13 protein-coding genes are annotated in these 16,622 nt (G+C 34.5%); all 13 read left to right on the forward strand.

The features are described 5' to 3' along the window. The first annotated feature begins 21 nt into the window (after positions 1-21). The 13 genes from ACE94K_RS07840 to ACE94K_RS07900 all read left to right on the forward strand — a co-directional run bounded on the left by ACE94K_RS07840 (position 22) and on the right by ACE94K_RS07900 (position 16,601). The gene (locus tag ACE94K_RS07840) at positions 22-1,971 is read left to right on the forward strand and encodes a DUF3857 domain-containing protein (RefSeq protein ID WP_378182402.1); all 1,950 of its coding nucleotides are present in this window, start codon (positions 22-24) and stop codon (positions 1,969-1,971) included. Positions 1,972-1,973: 2 nt separating this feature from the next. Beyond that, positions 1,974-2,300: a nucleotide pyrophosphohydrolase gene (locus tag ACE94K_RS07845; protein ID WP_378182406.1), complete on the forward strand. Its 327-nt coding sequence runs from the start codon at positions 1,974-1,976 to the stop codon at positions 2,298-2,300. Further along, positions 2,300-2,557: a hypothetical protein gene (locus ACE94K_RS07850; RefSeq protein ID WP_378182409.1), complete on the forward strand. Its 258-nt coding sequence runs from the start codon at positions 2,300-2,302 to the stop codon at positions 2,555-2,557. Before ACE94K_RS07845 ends, ACE94K_RS07850 begins: the two co-directional genes overlap by 1 nt. Next, positions 2,554-3,774, forward strand: coding sequence for a 3-phosphoshikimate 1-carboxyvinyltransferase (locus ACE94K_RS07855; protein ID WP_378182412.1), 1,221 nt, complete (start codon positions 2,554-2,556; stop codon positions 3,772-3,774). Before ACE94K_RS07850 ends, ACE94K_RS07855 begins: the two co-directional genes overlap by 4 nt. 78 nt (positions 3,775-3,852) lie before the next feature. Continuing rightward, positions 3,853-4,902, forward strand: a complete 1,050-nt coding sequence (gene queA / locus ACE94K_RS07860; RefSeq protein WP_378182415.1) for a tRNA preQ1(34) S-adenosylmethionine ribosyltransferase-isomerase QueA — start codon at positions 3,853-3,855, stop codon at positions 4,900-4,902. Between the two features lie 362 nt (positions 4,903-5,264). Further along, the gene (locus ACE94K_RS07865) at positions 5,265-6,236 is read left to right on the forward strand and encodes a chalcone isomerase family protein (RefSeq protein WP_378182418.1); all 972 of its coding nucleotides are present in this window, start codon (positions 5,265-5,267) and stop codon (positions 6,234-6,236) included. Between the two features lie 86 nt (positions 6,237-6,322). Then, the gene (gene rlmN / locus ACE94K_RS07870; protein WP_378182420.1) at positions 6,323-7,363 is read left to right on the forward strand and encodes a 23S rRNA (adenine(2503)-C(2))-methyltransferase RlmN; all 1,041 of its coding nucleotides are present in this window, start codon (positions 6,323-6,325) and stop codon (positions 7,361-7,363) included. A 99-nt stretch (positions 7,364-7,462) separates the two neighbouring features. Then, a complete protein-coding gene (locus tag ACE94K_RS07875; protein WP_378182423.1) occupies positions 7,463-8,440 on the forward strand; it encodes a polyprenyl synthetase family protein in 978 nt (325 codons plus the stop codon). A gap of 172 nt (positions 8,441-8,612) precedes the next feature. After that, a complete protein-coding gene (locus tag ACE94K_RS07880) occupies positions 8,613-10,196 on the forward strand; it encodes a S41 family peptidase (RefSeq protein ID WP_378182426.1) in 1,584 nt (527 codons plus the stop codon). 80 nt (positions 10,197-10,276) lie between these two features. After that, positions 10,277-10,846 (forward strand): RNA polymerase sigma factor, encoded by a 570-nt coding sequence (locus tag ACE94K_RS07885; RefSeq protein ID WP_378182429.1) that lies wholly within the window; start codon positions 10,277-10,279, stop codon positions 10,844-10,846. After that, entirely contained in the window at positions 10,827-11,663 is an 837-nt protein-coding gene (locus tag ACE94K_RS07890; RefSeq protein ID WP_378182432.1) for a hypothetical protein, read from the forward strand. The genes ACE94K_RS07885 and ACE94K_RS07890 overlap by 20 nt, the downstream gene beginning before the upstream one ends. 71 nt (positions 11,664-11,734) lie before the next feature. Continuing rightward, entirely contained in the window at positions 11,735-12,805 is a 1,071-nt protein-coding gene (locus ACE94K_RS07895) for a hypothetical protein (protein ID WP_378182435.1), read from the forward strand. A 523-nt stretch (positions 12,806-13,328) separates the two neighbouring features. Further along, positions 13,329-16,601 (forward strand): fibronectin type III domain-containing protein, encoded by a 3,273-nt coding sequence (locus tag ACE94K_RS07900; RefSeq protein ID WP_378182438.1) that lies wholly within the window; start codon positions 13,329-13,331, stop codon positions 16,599-16,601. The last annotated feature ends 21 nt before the right edge of the window (positions 16,602-16,622 follow it).

The raw sequence follows: 16,622 nt of genomic DNA on the forward strand, positions 1-16,622 counted from the left end.
CAAAAGAATAATAGTCCGATAATGAAAAAAATAATAATGCTTGTGCTTCTTGCTTTTTCGGTTAATATGAAAGCGCAGGAATACAAGTTCGGTAAAGTTTCAAAAGAAGAATTACTAGAAAAATCATATCCTCTTGATAGCTCAGCGAATGCAGTTATTCTTTTCGAGACGCAGAAGAAACATATCCAAAATCATAAAGGCAATGGTTTTAGGTTAATTACTGAAGTGCATAAACGTATAAAACTTTATAATAAGAATGGATTTGACCACGCGAGTCAAGAAATTCTTTTGTTTAATCGTACCAGCAATTCTGAGAAATTACTTTATTTAGAAGGAGCTACTTACTCTTTTAAAAAGGATTCAATAGTAAAAACAGAATTAAAAGAAGATGGAATATTTACTACCGAGCATTCAAAAAATATTGAAGAGATAACATTTACCATGCCATCTTTGCAAGAAGGCTCGGTGATAGAATTTAAATACAAAATCGTTTCACCATTTCTTTTTAATGTTGGAAAGATATATTTACAAGAAAGTATCCCAATTAAAAAGCAAGATATTGAAATTATAACACCAGAGTATTTTAATTTTAAAAAAGTAACAACGGGTTATTTGCCAATAAATTTAACAGAATCGGATAAGTGGTTGAACCAATATGGGGATTCATATAAAGAATTAACAGACAAAATAATTTCGATAAATGTTCCGGCTTTCAAGGAAGAACCGTACTGTGGGAATTCAAAGAATTATATTTCATCAATAAATTATGAGTTAGCCTACATTAAATATCGATATGGAGCAATTGATCATAGAGCCACAACATGGGATGATGTTATTAAGAATATCTTTAACAGTTCGAATTTTGGAGATCAATTGAATAAAACAAATTATTTTAAAAATGATATAGATAGTTTGATTGCAGGAGTTTATAATCCTCATGAAAAAATGAAAGTTATTTTTAAATACCTTCAAAATAAAATGACCTGGAACGAAATGAGAGGTGTATTTACATACAAAGGAACTAAAAAGTCTTATAAGGAGGGTAAAGGAAACGTAGCAGATATTAATTTAACACTAGTATCTATGTTGCGATATGCTGGTTTGCAAGCTCACCCCGTTGTTTGTAGTTCAAGTGATAGTCCAGTAGCTCTTTTTCCAACAATTAGTGGATTTAACTACGTGCTTGCTAGAGTTAAGATATCTGATAAAGAAATCTTCTATTTAGATGCATCCGATAAATATGGTATGTTAAATATTCTACCAGATAGGATAATTAGAGGAATGGGGCGAGTTATAGCCGAAAATAGGACGTCCCAACTAGTAGATTTTAGACCAGATAAACCTTCAGTAAAGGCTTACAGATTGCAGTGTCAACTTAATGAAAAGGGAATTGCGAAAGGAAAAGTAAGTGTGAATCATAGGGATTATATAGCTCATGATTTCAGAGTAGAGAATGCAGCAAAGGATAATGAGGATAAAACAAAACGATTTGAAAATGAATTTGGCATTTCCGAAATAGAAGAATACACGGTGGAAGGAGTCAAAGAACTTGGTAAAGAAGTGAACGAAAAATTCAATTTTATAGTAGAAGATCAAATTGAAACGATTGAAGACGAGATATTCTTTTCACCTTTGTTATTTTTGAGGGATAAGGAGAATGTTTTTAAGTCAGATGATAGAAAATATCCAATAGATTTTGGGTATAGTTTTTCTAATAAATATATGGTAAATATTAAAATACCTGAAGGGTACGAAGTGGTTGAATGTCCAAAATCCACCGCACTTAAACTTCCAAATAATATGGGTAAATTTATCTTTAGGTCTAATGTTACTAACGGCGTAATTCAGGTTGTGGTAGACGAAACCATTACAGCTCCGGTAATTCCAGCAAGCTATTACCAAGCTGTAAAGGAATTTTATAATCAGGTAATACAGAAAGAAAACGAACAAGTAGTTCTTAAAAAAATATAAAAATGAATATCAAAAATGCACAAAAAGCAGTTGATGACTGGATCCAAAATCATGGGGTCAGATACTTTAACGAACTTACCAATATGGCACAACTTACCGAAGAGGTAGGGGAGGTGGCTAGAATCATAGCTAGGCGATATGGAGAACAAAGCGAAAAAGAGAGTGATAAAAATAAGGATTTAGGAGAGGAATTGGCAGACGTAATGTTTGTTGTCTTATGTCTGGCAAATCAAACAGGAGTTGATCTACAGGAAGCTTTTGATAAAAAGCTTGATTTGAAAACAAAAAGAGATCACGATCGGCATCACAATAACGACAAATTAAAATAATGTTTAAATCTATCATTTCTTCCAAAAAATATTGGATTTCAGTTGGGTCATTAGGGCTTGTTTTTGTAGTGTTGTTTAGTATAATTGAGCACTTAATGCAATATCAGGGTTTAGCTTTTGAAACTTTTTTAGATGCCAAAATAAAAAATGGTCTTTGGGTAAGATATATGCTGTCCAGAATCGTCGGGGGATTAGTATATGGAATGATTTTAGGATATTATTTTGAATTAAGAAAACGCAAATCAAACAAAAGATGAATTTGAAATTAAACCACATTTCGAATATTAAAAGTAATACCCTGCAAATTACAGGATCCAAGAGCGAAACTAATAGATTATTGATTCTGCAGGCATTATATCCTGAAATAGAAATTGAGAATGTATCTAATAGCGATGATTCACAACTTATGCAGGCTGCATTATCAAGTGATACAGAGGTTGTAGATATTCATCACGCGGGAACTGCTATGCGTTTTCTTACCGCATATTTTGCAGTACAGCAAGGTCGACAAACCATTTTGACCGGAAGTAAAAGAATGCAGGAGCGCCCCATTAAAATTCTCGTAGATGCGCTAAGACAATTGGGATGCGACATTAGCTATGAAAAAGAAGAAGGATTTCCTCCAATTAAGATTTTTGGAAAAGATCCGAAAACGAACAAGGTTGCTTTAGATGCTAATGTAAGTAGTCAATATATATCTGCATTAATGCTAATCGCTTCCTCTCTACCTACTGGTTTGGAAATTGAGCTTAAAGGAAAAGTTACTTCAGTACCCTATATAATGATGACCTTACATTTACTTAAAGAAGTTGGGATTTCTGGTGGCTTTGAAAATAATCTCATTACGATTAATCCAGTAAAAGTTGTTTCTCCGAAAAAAGTTGTGGTTGAGTCAGATTGGAGCTCTGCTTCTTATTTTTATAGCTTGGTAGCCCTGTCCAAAAATAGATCGGTTACGCTCGGAAGTTATAAGAAAAAGAGCTATCAAGGAGATTCGATCTTAGCCAAAATTTACGAGGAATTGGGAGTAGAAACTACTTTTCATAATAATACAATTACTTTAGCTAAAACTACTGGGTCCAATTATCCAGAAATGTTGGAATTAGATTTGTCGAACTCACCGGATATTGCACAAACAATCGCGGTCACTTGTTTTGGATTAGGTAAAGGTTGTTATTTGACAGGCTTACATACACTTAAAATAAAGGAAACAGATAGATTGGAGGCTTTAAAAACAGAAATTGAAAAATTAGGAGGAGAAGTAACTATAACAGAAGATACATTAAAATTATCTCCTGCTACATCCATTAAACCAGATATGTCTGTAGATACCTATCATGATCACCGGATGGCTATGGCATTTGCCCCGCTTGCTTTAAGAACCACTCTATTTATTAATGATGCGGATGTAGTATCAAAATCCTATCCTGATTTTTGGAATGATTTAAAGAAATTAGATTTCAAAGTAGAATAAATAAAAATATATCTGCTCATTTACTTGACAACCCCTATTTGTAGATTGTATATTTGCACCTCCAAAAAACAAACACTAATGAAGTTATCACATTTCAATTTTGACCTTCCACAGGATTTATTAGCAGAATACCCATCAGAAAATAGGGATGAAGCTCGTTTAATGGTTCTCAATCGAAAAGATCAAACTATTGAGCATAAACAATTTAAAGATCTTATAGATTATTTCGAACCTAACGATGTGATGGTTCTTAATAACACTAAAGTTTTTCCGGCCAGGTTATATGGTAATAAGGAAAAGACCGGTGCTAGAATTGAAGTGTTTTTATTACGTGAATTAAACTCAGAAACTCGTCTTTGGGATGTATTGGTTGATCCTGCTCGTAAAATAAGAATCGGTAATAAATTATACTTTGGAGATGACGAAAGTCTTGTTGCAGAGGTGATTGATAATACTACGTCTAGAGGTCGTACACTTCGCTTTTTATACGATGGGTCTTATGATGAATTTAGGCAAAAGCTTACAGATTTAGGGGAGACACCTTTGCCTAAATATATAAAAAGAGAAGCAGAGCCTGAAGATGAAGAACGATATCAGACAATTTATGCAAAGAATGAAGGGGCAGTTGCTGCACCTACTGCTGGTTTGCATTTTTCTAAACACCTAATGAAACGTCTGGAAATAAAAGGTGTGGATTTTGCAGAAATTACGCTGCACGTTGGTTTGGGAACTTTCAACCCTGTAGAGGTAGAAGATCTTTCAAAACACAAAATGGATAGTGAAGAAGCATATATAACTGCTCACGCTACCGAAACGATTAATAAGGGTATTGCCAATAAACAAAGAATATGCGCAGTTGGGACTACTGTAATGAGAGCTCTTGAAAGTTCGGTTTCTTCAGACAAAACTTTAAATGAGTTTAGGGGATGGACAAATAAGTTCATATTTCCTCCTTATGATTTTAGCATTGCAAATAGTATGATTACGAATTTTCATACCCCTAAATCAACTTTATTGATGATGGTTTCTGCTTTTGCAGGTCACGATTTTATTAAAGAAGCATACGAACAAGCGGTTAAAGAAAAGTACAAGTTTTATTCTTATGGTGATGCTATGCTGATCATTTAAACTTGTTTTAAACAAAATTTTTAAAAACTCTATTTTTATCTTAAAATAGAGTTTTTTTCATTTGAAGATTTACGTTGGAAAATATAGTTTTTTCACTGTTAGTTACTAAGTTCTTTTAAAAGGATTTGATGTAGATATCTAAAAATTAAAAGGTTATAATGCTTATTCCATAAAAAATGAGTATTTTGCGGAACTTTTAAGAAAAAATTACGGTTTTGCCGTAATTTTTTCTAGCGTTATATCGATTAAATTTGTGTTTTATCGAAAAAGAAGGGTGTAACGAATGAACCGTTCTTCTTTTTAAGATATTAGTCGTTTATTGCGAATGCCTTAAATAAATTAGTGAACCAAACTAATAACCTATGAATAGAATATTACACATCGTTTTATTTTTTGTAACCTTTTCTTCATTTTCTCAAACCAAGGTGGGAGATCTTCATTTCAATGACATTGATGTTTTTGAGAACGCCGAACTCATGTTGAATGGAGCTGGTGAAAGAGATAGACTATACGCTATTGGATTATATCTTGATTTCGAGGTCGATGGTGTTGAGGATGGACTAATGGTTGCGGATAAAAATACTACCATGGCACTTACTATAAAAACCATTGCTGATGTTTCTAATGAAGAGATAAAAGAAATAATTAGGAATGGATTAGAAAGAGCTACAGATGGTAATAGTTATTTGATGGAGGATCAAATTAGAGATTTTCTTAAACTTCTTCCAAGTTCAATTGACAAATATGAAATTTTTAAAATTATTTATACAGCAGATAAGAAACTTACACTGTATAAAAATACCGAAAGACTTGGTTCTGTAAGGGATTGCTTAGAGTTTAAACAAGCTCTTTTTAAAATATGGTTAGGTGATAACCCTGTGGACGTAGAACTAAAAGAAGATTTATTAGGCTCTTTTGATGCTAATCCAATATTGGGTCAATGGAAAGCTTATGATAAAAAAACAGGAGTGGCCATCAATATTGTTCAATTGTATATGATAGAAAATAAAGTTTTTGGTTCTATTCAACGCATGCTACGTCAATCAGAAAGAGATGCTGTTTGTTATCAGTGTGAAGGTGACGATAAAAACCAACCGGTAGAAGGTTTAGTTATTATTAAAAACTTAAGGAGTAAAGGTGAACTTAAATATGCAGATGGTCGGTTTACAGATATAAGAAGCGGAAAAGTATCTTCCTGTCAAATCTGGATAGATGAGGATGATATGAATGTACTAAATGTTAGATACAAAGGAGGCGGTGGTGTTCACCAGTGGAAACGTGTGGAAAATTCACTAAAAGATAACCGAGAAGACTTCCGTACGGTTAAATTCTAAATATATCATCCCAACATTATAATTTCCAAAATAGTTTAGGCTTTCAGGTAGACAGGCATTTATCTTTTGCATACTTTTGCAATGCAATGAAGTCAAAAAAGAAAGACATACGAGCGCTCACAAAAGAGCAACTTAGAGAATTCTTTGTAGCAAGCGGTGATAAGGCTTTTCGGGGTAATCAAGTATATGAATGGCTCTGGAACAAAGGTGCTCATAGTTTTGATGAGATGACTAACATTTCAAAAGCTACCAGACAGCTACTGGAAGATCATTTCGTGATCAATCATATTAGGGTAGATCAAATGCAGCGCAGTGCGGATGGTACTATAAAAAATGCGGTTCGACTCCATGACGGATTGGTTGTCGAATCAGTACTAATACCGACTCCAACTCGAACAACGGCTTGTGTTTCTTCTCAGGTTGGATGTAGTTTGGATTGTAGATTTTGCGCTACCGCAAGACTTAAAAGAATGAGAAACCTTAATCCCGATGAGATATATGATCAGGTGGTTGCTATTGATAATGAAAGTAGATTGTATCATAATCGACCATTATCCAATATAGTTTTTATGGGCATGGGAGAACCTCTGATGAATTATAACAATGTCTTAAAGGCTATCGATAAAATAACCTCTCCTGAGGGCTTAGGAATGTCGCCTAAAAGAATTACAGTATCGACGTCGGGAGTGCCAAAGATGATAAAAAAAATGGCAGATGATCAGGTACGTTTTAAGTTAGCCGTTTCTTTGCATTCTGCAATCGATGAAGTAAGGACTAGCATCATGCCATTTAACGAAAATTTTCCGCTTACTGATCTCAGAGAAGCCCTAGAATACTGGTACAAGAAAACCAATAGTCGTATCACTTATGAATATGTAGTTTGGCAAGGCATTAACGATAGAAAAGTAGATATTGATGCATTGCTTACATTCTGTTCATATGTTCCTTGTAAAGTAAATCTCATCGAGTACAATCCTATAGATGATGGAGAGTTTCGGCAAGCTTCTAATGCTGCAATCGAAAATTACATTAAAGCTTTAGAATCCAAGGGTTTTGTAGTAAATGTCCGAAGAAGCCGAGGAAAAGATATTGACGCTGCTTGTGGGCAATTGGCAAATAAGTCATAATTCAGTTTTCGATGTTAATTATTCATAATCTGTTTTGACCCTCAATAAGGATTATACTATCTTCGCAACTAGTTAGAAAACAAAATTATCAACCTCAGATTGAAAGTAGTTGAGCAAATAAAACTTCCTATAATTGATGAGATGGAACTTTTTGAACAAAAGTTTTCGCAATCAATGTATTCAAAAGTAGCGCTGCTCAATAGAATTACGCATTATATCGTCAATAGGAAAGGAAAACAAATGCGTCCAATGTTTGTTTTTCTGGTTGCTAAAATGGTATCTGGAGGCGAAATAGCAGAACGCACCTATCGCGGAGCTTCTGTTATAGAATTGATACATACAGCCAGCCTTGTCCATGATGATGTGGTAGATGATTCTAATCGCCGTAGAGGCTTTTTTTCAGTCAATGCACTTTGGAAAAATAAGATAGCAGTACTTATTGGGGATTATTTACTATCCAAAGGGATGCTAGTGTGTATCGATAATGAAGATTTTGATTTGTTAAAAATCATTTCTGTAGCGGTTCGAGAGATTGTGGAAGGAGAATTGTTGCAAATTGAGAAAGCAAGAAATCTCGATATTACAGAAGAAATTTACTACGAAATTATTCGTCAGAAAACTGCCACATTAATAGCTGCTTGTTGTAGTCTGGGGGCCTGTTCTGTAGAACCCGATTCTGACTCTGTGGAGAAGATGAGAAAATTTGGCGAACTAATAGGTATGGCATTTCAGATTAAAGATGATTTATTTGATTATGGTGATACTGCAATAGGGAAACCTACCGGAATTGATATCAAAGAACAAAAAATGACATTGCCATTAATTTATACCCTAAACCATTGTACGAAAGAAAGGAAGAAATGGCTCATTAATTCTGTTAAAAATCATAATAAAAATAAAAAACGAGTTAAAGAAGTTATTGATTTTGTAAAAACAAGTGGTGGCCTTGAGTATGCAACCCATATTATGAATAAATTCAAAGAAGATGCACTAGCTATACTGTTAGAATATCCTGAATCTGAATATAAAGCATCTTTAGAATTAATGGTCAATTACGTAATTGATCGTAAAAAGTAGTCCTTCTTTTAGACTACATCACGACTCTTTTAAAGGATAAGTTTCCAAAACAAAAATATTGGTATTAGTTTTGAGGGTTAATAACTAATTTTAGGCCTAGGCAATCGTTTGGTCTTTTTGGGCGTCTTTATCTAAGAAGTGAGATTCATCATAATTAAACTATATACCATTAATGACTAAAAAAATATTCTTATACGCTGGGATTGTAATATTATCCAGTTGTGGATCGGTAGAAAAATTCAATCAACAAATTAGTAAAACCCATAGTCCTAATGAACTGCGTCAAGACGTCGATTATGCTTACAAAAAACTAAAAAAACTACATCCCGATATACATTGGTATGTCTCAAAAGATGAATTAGATAAAAAGATAGTAGATCTAAAGAGTGAACTAACAGAGCCGTTAACATCCAAAGAATTTTATAAAGTATTTGCTCCAGTAATTACCAGTATAAAGCAAGGGCATCTTTCAATTCATGTTCCTGGTCAAAAACAATCTAAAGAAGAAATAAAAGAAAAAGGAAAAAGAGACTCACCTTTTAATTCCTTATCATTTCATACCGCAGAGGACAAATTGTTTGTAAAACAAGTTTTTAAGGGTGACACCACATTATTGCCAGGTTCAGAAGTGATTGCTGTAGATAATGAAAAGGTTAGTAATCTATTAGGTGGTTTCAGAACACTTCATGCCAGTGACGGATATAATGAGACTTTTATTCCAGAATTCATTGGAAGTCGTTTTGGTTTTTTTTACTCTAATACCCATATACAAAAGGACAGTATATTACTGAATCTTAAATTCAAAGACAGTGTATACACGAAATACATTTATGCAAACTTTGATAAAATAAAAGCTCCTGCTAAAAAAGACACTACTATCTCACTTCAGAAAAAACTTAGCAAATCGGACAAGAAAATTGCTAAAGAAAAGCGAAAGAAATTATATAGAAAGAATCACAAATATGGATTTAACAAAAGAACTGGGGAGTATCATAGAAATTTTAATTTTTTAGAGTCGGACACAGAGACACCTGTAGCTTATATGAAAATTAGAAGTTTTACCAACGGAGGCTATAAAGAATTTTATAAAGAAAGTTTTGCCAAAATTGATTCTGCGAAATGTAAAAATTTAATAATTGATCTTAGAGGTAATACAGGGGGTAGGTTAGTTGAAATAGATGATTTATATTCCTATTTGACGGATAAAGAATATATATTCATAGAGAAATCAAAAATGACCGGACGACTTAGTTTTTTATATCCTTATTTTCACACAAAATCCTGGCCTACAAAAACAGCAGCTGTTGTTTTGTCACCGGTATTGGGGATATATCAAATTTTTAAGGTTAAAAGAGAAAATAAAGAAGCTTATTTTAAATTCAAACATAGTAAATTAAGAAAGCCTAAACCTACTACTTATAATGGCAAAATATATGTTTTAATTAACGGAGAAAGTTTTTCGGCTAGTAGTATTCTGTCAACACATTTAAAAGCAACCAAGAGAGCAATTTTTGTTGGAGAAGAGACGGGAGGAGCTTATAATGGTACAGTGGCTGGAGTTTATGCAAAGGTAGAGTTGCCCCACTCTAAAATTAATATGCGTGTAGGTTTAATGAAAATAAATGCACCTTATACTATAGAACCGGATGGTTATGGTATTAAACCAGATGTTCCAATAAAAAGCACTCTAAATAATGAAGACTTAGAATTGCAGTGGGTTATAGATGATATTAAGGGGTCTGACAAAGAAAAGTAATTTTTTTGTCGTGTCAGGCAACCTTTTTGATTCATACTTCGTCTATGTAAATAGAGGGTCTTAAATAATTGATTATTACTTTGAAAGTTATTCAGTTTTATAAAAACGAAACACAGCTCATTAAAAAAGCTATCAAAGAGCATCGAGATGCACAGCGTCTGCTGTATGACACATATGCACCTAAAATGCTGAGTGTTTGCAGACGTTATATTCGGGATATTCATTTTGCTGAAGAAGTGATGCTAAGTGGCTTTTTTAAGGTGTTTAAAAATTTGAAACAGTTTAATTTTGAAGGAAGTTTTGAAGGATGGATACGAAGGATTATGGTAAACGAGTCTATTTCATTCTTGAGAAAACAAAAACAAATATTGTTTACAGAAGATATTCCTGTTAGTAATGAGGCATCTTGGAACAATATTCATATAGAATTAGAAGTAGAACAGATTCAGGAATTGATAGATAATTTGCCAGAAGGTTATAGGATGGTGTTTGTATTATACGCTGTAGAAGGATATAAACACAACGAAATAGCTACCATGCTTGGAGTTAGTGAAAGCACGTCAAAATCTCAGTTATTCAAGGCAAGAAAAATGTTACAGCAAAAGTTAAACCAACAAAATAGTATTAGTAATGGCGCCATTAAAATTTGAAGATAGCATAAAAGAGAAGTTGGAGCAGCGCACCATACAACCGTCTAATGGATCTTGGGATAAATTAGAACAACAATTAAACAATAAAAACAGTCACAAAAAGGTAAAGAGCTATTGGTGGTTTGGTGTCGCAGCCAGTATTACTGGGTTTTTGATTCTTTCCACTGTCTTTATTACTTCTAATGAAAAGCTTCAACCTATCGAGCTTGTTGATACCAAAAAAGAAGTTTCTAAAGAGAATCAGTCGAAAGACCGAATAACCCTAAAAACTGAAAAACTCGAAGCTGTACCATCAAAAAATCTTGAAGATAAAGAATTGGTCAAAGAACCTGTTGTTATGGCAGAGAATAGTGATTTAGTGCCAACCGAAATAAAAAAGAGAGTCAGTAAAGCAAAAAGTAAAGCTGATGTCAATAATAACATTTTTTTTGAGGAACATTCCATTAATAATTCTACTACAGAAGTCGTTGTGATGCAAATTGATACGATTAAGGAGGAAATTGTAAGAGAAGACCAAACCTTAAAGTTCGTTGATCCTAGTATAATAGATAGTAAAGTAGCAGGTTTGATAGCAAAAGTGAAGGAAATTGAAGCAGGTAATGAGGTCGTTACAGATAAAGAGGTTGATGCGTTATTGCGCAAAGCTCAGCAAGAAATTACAACAGAACGAATTTTAAAATCTAATACAGTAAGTGCATCAACTCTACTTCTAGATGTAGAGTATGAGTTAGATGAGTCATTCAAGGATCGTGTTTTTGAAGCGCTTAAGACAGGTTTCGAGAAATTAAAAACTTCTGTGGCAGAAAGAGATAATTAAACATTCATCAATCAAGTCTTATGAATTCCCTCTCTTTGGTGAGAGGGAATCGTAAGCAAAATCTAATATTTATGAGAACAGTAATAATGTATGTCGTTTTAACGACAATGACACTCAATGTCTTTTTTTTAAATGCACAGAGCGAGAAAAATTCGGATAAAATTGAGGAATTAAAACAAGAAAAAGAAGCTGTAGTTATAGCAGAAAAAGAAGGACTTAAGAAAGAAGTGGAGGCAATTAATGAGCGGTTGGTTGAAGGAGAGATTACGAATGAAGAAGCTCAAAAACTAAAGGAAGATGCCGCACAGAAATATGCACTAAATATCGAAAATAGGTTGGCAATAATAGATAACCAAATTGCTCTTCTCGGAAGAAATGATAGTGAGTATTTAGCCGATGGTAAAACGAAGCTTTCTATTGGCTTAGGAGCTAAGGATAAAGATGATGGTGATATCTTATTCGGAATTAATTTAAAAAATGGAAAGAAAGATAAAATAAGATATGATAGACGCACATATTCTGATTTAGTAGTAGCTTTTGGATTAAATAATGCTATTGTAGACGGTCAGTCCTTAGATGATTCTGATTATAAGATCGCAGGAAGTAGGTTTTTTGAATTAGGACTCGCCTGGAAAACCCGAGTTTTTAAAAACTCTAACTTTATGCGAATAAAATATGGTATTTCATACCAGTCTAACGGTCTTAAACCGACAGATAACCGGTATTTTGTTGAAAATGGAGATCAAACAGAGCTTGAAGAGTTTAGATTAGAGCTTGACAAATCAAAGTTTAGAATGGATAATCTTGTTATTCCTTTACATTTCGAGTTCGGTCCTTCAAAAAGAGTTGAAACAGAAGAAAAACTTAGATTTTTAACAGCAAGAAAGTTTAGAATTGGATTGGGAGGATACGTTGGTGCGAATATTAGTACTCGTCAAAAATTAAAGTACAAAGAAAACGGTGATAGGGTAAAAGATAAAATTAAAAGAGACTACAATACGAGCGATTTAATTTATGGTGTAAGCACATACATGGGTTTTGGAGATATGTCGCTATACCTGAAATATGATGTATCTCCAATTTTTAAAAACGCGGCGATAGATCAGAACAATGTGTCTTTAGGGTTGCGTTTTGACCTTTAAGAATTACCATAATCGGCAAGGTTCTCTATAGATTTTACGTTTATAGAATATAACAAATTTGATTTTAGCTTTAATTTCATTTTTAAGTGTTAGCCTATTTTGGTGGGGAAAGAGTTGTATTGATTTACAACTCTTTTTCTTTTTTTCAAAACGTAATGTTTTATTTTACCCATATTTTATAAGGGGTGAAGCATGCTCTACTAATATACTATGAAAAATAGAGTTATTTAGTTTTTGTTAAATAATACACAAAAAAGCACCTATTGTTAAATAAATGAGTGTATATGAATTCCATATATGAATTACGGTTTTAAAGTAACCTATTGATTGTAAGTATTTTATGACATCTATTTTTTTTATTCCGTTGGTAAATAACATATATTTAGCACTCTTAGAAATTATGATTTTTTTAAGGATTGATAGTGTGCTCAGCTTATATAAGTCCCCCTTATCTCGAGCTTAAGAATTAATATTTATGCTAAAATTGGTTCAGTGAAGTAATTGTTAACCAAATTTTAGATATATGAAAACACAATTCTATTATGTAGCATTTTTTATGCTCATTAGTTTTGGGCTTTTTGCTCAGAAGTACCCCCAGAAAGCTAGCTTATTTGGCAAAGCTGAATATGTTAGAAGTATTCCCCCATTATCAAAAATGGATAATATTATTTCCGCTAAAGGAATGATAAAACACGGTCAGGAAAAAAGAAGAGGTAAAAACACCTATGTTCCTGGAAAAGGTCTTCCTGTAGCGGGACAACCGGACCCATTGATGCAGTTCCAACAAAAATCTGCAAGAATGGCCATTTCTACCGAGGTTGCTAATTTTCAATCGCATCAAGGATTTAGTACTCCTACGGATCCGACGGGAGCAATTGGTCCTAATCATTATGTATATGCATTTAATTCTGGTTTTGGAATTCGTGATAGAGCAGGAAATGTTCTGTTGGCTGAAGCTTCTCTCGCGACGATTTTTCCAGGAGAAAGTTTAGGAGATCCAATAGTAATATATGATAATTATGCAGAGCGGTTCGTTATTATGCAGTTTAGTAATACCCCTAATGGTGTTCTAATTGCGGTTGGACAAGGCCCTGACCCCGTTAATGACGGATGGTTTACTTACAGATTTAATACAGGGTCATTCCCTGATTATGAAAAAATATCAATATGGAGCGACGGATATTATATTACTGCTAATAAAGATTCTAGTTCTGCAGATACCAGCGAGGTTGTGTATGCTGTAGAAAGAGATTTAATGTTAGTAGGAGATCCAAACGCTCAGTTTGTTGGTTTCCCTTTACCAGGTATCACTACCAGCGGTTTTTATAGTCCAGGAGGATCTAGTGCTACTGGACCTACGCTGCCTCCTGTAGGCGCAGGGCATTCGGTAATTTATTTACAAGATGACGGATGGGCTGGAGTATCTCAAGATCACGTAAAAGTATGGACTACAGATGTAGATTGGACAAATGTTGCTAATTCAACGATTTCTCAGCCTCAAGAAGTTCTGACAGCTCCATTTGATAGTGTATTTGATGGAGGTTCTTTTTCTAATCTACCACAACCAAGCGGAAATGACATAGATGCATTACAGGCTACTATGTTGTATATGACCACTTATAGACGTTTTCCAACCCATAATTCGATGATATTTAATTTTGCGGTTGATCTGGATGGTAACGATGACCTTGCAGGTATTCGTTGGTATGAGTTTAGACAGACGGCAGACGGACAACCTTGGACTATTTTTCAGGAAGGAACGTATGTGCAACCTGATGGTTTGAGTGCTTTTTGTGGTAGTATGGCTATGGATGGTCAAGGTAATATAGGATTAGCCTATACAGTGGTAAGCACCTCTGTTTTCCCTTCTATTCGCTATACAGGTAGACTTGCCAGTGATCCGGTTGGGACTATGACTCTTGTAGAGCAGAGTGCAGTAGATGGAACTCAGGTAGATCCTTCTTTTAGATATGGTGATTATGGTCATATGACGATAGATCCTACAGATGACATGACCTTCTGGCATACTGCAGAATATTTTGATGCTGGATTTAGAAAAAATCACGTAGTGGCATTTAATTTAATGTCAGATACGCCAGATACTGAAGCTCCATCAGTTCCAACAAATCTAGTGGCATCAAATACCACTGATGTTTCTACTACAATTAGTTGGGATGCATCCACAGACGATACGGGAGTAACAGCATATGATGTATTTCAGGATGGAGTGTTAGTAGCAACAGTCGCTACCACTTCTGCAGATATTTCTGGTTTATCTCCGTCTACATCCTATGATTTTACAGTAATTGCAAAAGATGCTGCAGGAAATGAGTCTGCCGCTAGTGATGCATTAACAGTAACCACAGAAGCTCCCGATACAGAAGCTCCGTCAGCTCCAACAAATCTTACAGCCTCTAACACTACTGCAGGACAAACCACACTTAGTTGGGATGCATCTACAGATAATGTAGGAGTTGCAGAATATGATGTATTGCAAGATGGAGTAGTGGTAGCAACTGTTTCAGATACTTCAGCCGTGATTTCAGGACTTTCTGCAGAGACGACATATGAATTTACTGTTATAGCCAGAGATGCTGCTGGAAATGAGTCTGCAGCAAGCGATTCTATTAGTGTGACGACTCCTGTAGCTTCTGGATGTTTGGATGGAACTTTACCTCCTTACGCTGAAAGTTTTGAAGCAGGAGTTGGATCCTGGACACAAGATTCTGGCGATGACCTTGACTGGACTGTTAATTCTGGAGGAACACCTTCTAATAGAACCGGTCCTGCTAGTGCTATTGATGGTTCCAGTTATATTTATGTAGAAGCTTCTGGTAACGGAACAGGTTTTCCTAATAAGCAAGCTATCCTAACTTCTCCTTGTTTTGATCTTACTGGGGCAGCTTCAGCTTCTTTCTCATTCCAGTATCACATGTTTGGTGCCAATAATTTTGGAACGTTAAGTGTAGAGGCTAGTAATGATGAAGGAACTACTTGGACAACTATTTGGACTAGGAGTGGTAACCAAGGGAATTCTTGGCAGACTGCAAACATCGATTTAGCTGATTATGTAGGCACTGGAACACAGTTAAGATTTAATAGAATTACCGGTAGTACCTGGAGAGCAGATGCTGCTATTGATAATGTACAAGTATCTGCTAATGGCGGACCCGGAGGTGGAGATTGTGTTTCTGGAGACGTTACACTAAGTATTACATTTGATAATTATCCTCAAGAAACTTCTTGGACTTTAACAAATTCTGGAGGAACTGTAGTAGCTTCTGATAGCTATTCTACCGCTAACCCTGATGGGTCTACTGTAACAGAAACATTCACAGATCTGGCTAACGATACGTATACCTTTACTATTCTTGATTCATTTGGTGATGGTATTTGCTGTGGATTTGGTAACGGTTCTTATACATTATCCAGTGATGCTGGAGTAATTGTAAGTGGAGGTGAATTTGATGGCTCTGAAGCGACTGATTTCTGTATAGAAGGTGGAGGCGCAAGACTAGATACGTATCCATTAAGTGGTCTTCGTTCAGAAGATGCAGATGCATTTAAAATTTATCCCATTCCAGCAAAAGGAACACTTAACGTAACCACTGGTAATAGAACTATTGATAACGTTAAGATCTTCTCTATGTATGGTCAATTAGTGAAAGAAATTACCAATCAAGGTAGTCAACAACAAATCGATATTAGCAATTTAGCTTCAGGTACATATTTTATTCGTTTTACTTCTGATAAAGAAGAGCTTGAGATAACAAGAAAATTTGTGATCGCAGAATAATAATTTATAGAAGTGATAATT

This window comes from Aquimarina besae (assembly GCF_042434905.1).
In the GTDB taxonomy this organism is placed as follows: domain Bacteria; phylum Bacteroidota; class Bacteroidia; order Flavobacteriales; family Flavobacteriaceae; genus Aquimarina.

Coding starts and splice junctions, on each gene's coding strand:
- ACE94K_RS07840 (WP_378182402.1), top strand. CDS start 22: ATGAAAAAAATAATAATGCTTGTGCTTCTTGCTTTTTCGGTTAATATG.
- ACE94K_RS07845 (WP_378182406.1), top strand. CDS start 1,974: ATGAATATCAAAAATGCACAAAAAGCAGTTGATGACTGGATCCAAAAT.
- ACE94K_RS07850 (WP_378182409.1), top strand. CDS start 2,300: ATGTTTAAATCTATCATTTCTTCCAAAAAATATTGGATTTCAGTTGGG.
- ACE94K_RS07855 (WP_378182412.1), top strand. CDS start 2,554: ATGAATTTGAAATTAAACCACATTTCGAATATTAAAAGTAATACCCTG.
- queA (WP_378182415.1), top strand. CDS start 3,853: ATGAAGTTATCACATTTCAATTTTGACCTTCCACAGGATTTATTAGCA.
- ACE94K_RS07865 (WP_378182418.1), top strand. CDS start 5,265: ATGAATAGAATATTACACATCGTTTTATTTTTTGTAACCTTTTCTTCA.
- rlmN (WP_378182420.1), top strand. CDS start 6,323: ATGAAGTCAAAAAAGAAAGACATACGAGCGCTCACAAAAGAGCAACTT.
- ACE94K_RS07880 (WP_378182426.1), top strand. CDS start 8,613: ATGACTAAAAAAATATTCTTATACGCTGGGATTGTAATATTATCCAGT.
- ACE94K_RS07890 (WP_378182432.1), top strand. CDS start 10,827: ATGGCGCCATTAAAATTTGAAGATAGCATAAAAGAGAAGTTGGAGCAG.
- ACE94K_RS07895 (WP_378182435.1), top strand. CDS start 11,735: ATGAGAACAGTAATAATGTATGTCGTTTTAACGACAATGACACTCAAT.
- ACE94K_RS07900 (WP_378182438.1), top strand. CDS start 13,329: ATGAAAACACAATTCTATTATGTAGCATTTTTTATGCTCATTAGTTTT.